Origin of the sequence: Oryzihumus sp. (genome assembly GCF_036391795.1) — a bacterium.
In the GTDB taxonomy this organism is placed as follows: domain Bacteria; phylum Actinomycetota; class Actinomycetes; order Actinomycetales; family Dermatophilaceae; genus Oryzihumus.
Window position 1 is genome coordinate 1 of record NZ_DASVZH010000319.1, and the last position, 2,539, is coordinate 2,539.

A 2,539-nucleotide genomic window follows, 5' to 3' on the forward strand; every position below is an offset into this window, starting at 1 on the left:
CGTCGGCATGGCGCTGATGGAGGTCATCGCCTTCGACGAGGACGGCAACTGCCTGGGCGGCTCGTTCATGGACTACCAGCTGCCCACGGCGCTGGAGGGCCCCAGCTGGGAGCTCGGCGAGACGGTCACCCCCTCGCCGCACCACCCGCTCGGGCTCAAGGGCGTGGGCGAGTCCGCGACGGTCGGGTCGCCGCCCGCGGTGGTCAACGCGGTCATCGACGCGCTCAAGCCGTATGGCGTGCGGCACGTGGACATGCCCCTCACCCCCGCGCAGGTCTGGCGGGCGATGCAGGGCCGCGCCTTCCGCACCGACCTCGCCATCACCGACGAGTAGCCCCCGAGCCCCCGGAACGCCGATGCCCGCCCACCTCGACCTCGCCGGACGGGCCGCGGCGCTGAGCGCCGAGGGCACACCGTTCGTGTGGGCGACCGTGGTGCACGCCCACCGGCCGACGAGCGCCAAGGCCGGCGACTCGGCGATCGTCCTGGCGGACGGGCAGATCGACGGCTTCGTCGGCGGGGAGTGTGCCGAGGCGACGGTCCGCGCCCAGTCGCTGGAGGCGCTCTCCACCGGGCAGACCCGGCTGCTGCGGGTCGCCCCGGGCGAGGAGGAGACCGGCCAGCCGGACGAGGACGGCGTCATCACCGTGCACAACCCGTGCCTGTCCGGCGGGACGCTCGAGATCCTGCTCGAGCCGTCGGTGCCGCTGCCGGTGGTCGCGGTCGTCGGGTCCGCACCGATCGCCACCGCGCTGCTGCGCGCCGACCGGCTGTTCGGCCTGCAGGTGCGCGCCCTGGACCCGGGGGAGGAGCTGCCCGAGGGCACGCTCGCCGTCGTGGTCGCCTCGCACGGGCGCGACGAAGAGCCCGTGCTCACCGCGGCGCTGCGCGCCGGCGTGCCGTATGTCGGGCTGGTCGCCAGCCGCCGCCGCGGCGCCGCCGTCCTCGCCTCCCTCGACGTCGACGACGCGCAACGGGAGGCGGTGCACACCCCGGCCGGGCTGGACATCGGGGCCCGCACCGCCGACGAGGTCGCCCTGTCCGTCCTCGCCGAGGTGGTGGCCACGCGCCGGGCGCCGGGACGCGCCGATGCCGCACCGGCGCGGCCGGCGACCACCGCCGCGACGGCTCCGGCGACGGCGCGGGACCCGGTGTGCGGGATGACCGTGGCGGCGGTGCCCACCAGCGTGCACCTCGACACCCCGGCCGGGACGGTGTGGTTCTGCGGCACCGGCTGCCGCACGGCATACCTGGACAACCCGGCGGCGTACGCGACGTGACCACCCCCGACACCGCCACCGTCGCCGACCTGCTGCCCGACGTGCCCGCGCTGCAGGCCGGCCTGGACGCGGTCGACTACCTGGCCGACGAGGGCACCGCCACCGCGCTGTTCTGCGCCGCCCGGCTGGCCCAGCCGGTGCTCATCGAGGGCGAGCCCGGGGTCGGCAAGACCCAGGCCGCGACCTCCCTGGCCCAGGTGCTGCGCACCCCGCTGGTGCGGCTGCAGTGCTACGAGGGCATCGACGTGGCCGAGGCGCTGTACGAGTGGAACTACCCGCGCCAGCTGCTCAGCATCCGGCTGGCCGAGTCCCGGGGCGAGCTGCTCGAGGACGCCGACGTCTTCGGCGAGGAGTACCTCGTCGCCCGGCCGCTGCTGACCGCGCTGCGCCACCCGGGACCGCGCCCGGCGGTGCTGCTCATCGACGAGGTGGACCGCGCCGACGACGACTTCGAGGCGTTCCTGCTCGAGCTGCTCGCCGACGCGGCGGTGACGATCCCGGAGCTCGGGACCCTGCGCGCGGCCCACCCGCCCATCGCGGTCCTGACGTCCAACCGGACCCGCGAGCTGCACGACGCCCTCAAGCGGCGCTGCCTGTTCCACTGGATCGACTACCCCTCGGCGCAGCGCAGCGCCGAGATCATCCGGCGCCGGGTGCCCGGCAGCTCGCGGACCCTGGCCGAGCAGGTGGCCCTCACCGTCGAGCGGCTGCGCCGCCTCGACCTGCAGAAGCCGCCGGGGGTGGCCGAGGCCATCGACTGGGTCGCCGCGCTGGAGCTGCTGGGGGTGCGCGCCCTCGACGCGGGCGCGGTCGAGCGGACCCTGGGCTCGGCGCTGAAGTACGTCGAGGACCAGCAGGTGGCGCGCGAGGCCGGGCTGGCCACGCTGGTCGCCGGGTGAGCAGGCGGCCGTGAGCGCGGGGGTGCCGGCGGACCTGGCCAGCGTGTTCGGCCTCTTCGGCCGGGAGCTGCACCGCGCGGGCATCCCGGTGTCGCCGAGCGAGTCGGCGCAGCTGGCCCGGGTGGTGCAGGTGTGCGACCCGCTGACCGTGGACCAGCTCTACTGGTGCGCGCGGGTCAGCCTGCTGCGCTCCCCGGAGCAGGTGCCCGAGTTCAACGCGGTGTTCGCCCTCGTCTTCCGCGGGCTCGCGGACGTGGCCGAGCACCGCGGTCCGGAGCCGTCGGCGCTGCGCTCGGAGTCCCGCCCTCCGCGCCAGGCCGCCGGGGAGCGGGGGAGCGAGCGGCCGCCGGCCGGGCCGGC

Annotated in this window: 2 protein-coding genes and 2 pseudogenes; all 4 read left to right on the forward strand. The window is 76.2% G+C overall.

Annotated elements, in window-relative coordinates; genetic code table 11:
- Positions 1-334, forward strand: a pseudogene (locus VF825_RS19285) (carbon monoxide dehydrogenase); the annotation flags it as partial.
- 22 nt (positions 335-356) lie between these two features.
- Positions 357-1,280, forward strand: coding sequence for an XdhC family protein (locus VF825_RS19290; protein WP_331116454.1), 924 nt, complete (start codon positions 357-359; stop codon positions 1,278-1,280).
- Positions 1,277-2,179 (forward strand): MoxR family ATPase, encoded by a 903-nt coding sequence (locus tag VF825_RS19295; RefSeq protein ID WP_331116456.1) that lies wholly within the window; start codon positions 1,277-1,279, stop codon positions 2,177-2,179. Before VF825_RS19290 ends, VF825_RS19295 begins: the two co-directional genes overlap by 4 nt.
- Before the next feature lie 10 nt (positions 2,180-2,189).
- Positions 2,190-2,539 (forward strand): annotated as a pseudogene (locus tag VF825_RS19300) (hypothetical protein); the annotation flags it as partial.

What these genes read in the sequence shown, in the direction of transcription:
- VF825_RS19290 (WP_331116454.1), top strand. Translation starts at nt 357, where the DNA reads ATGCCCGCCCACCTCGACCTCGCCGGACGGGCCGCGGCGCTGAGCGCC.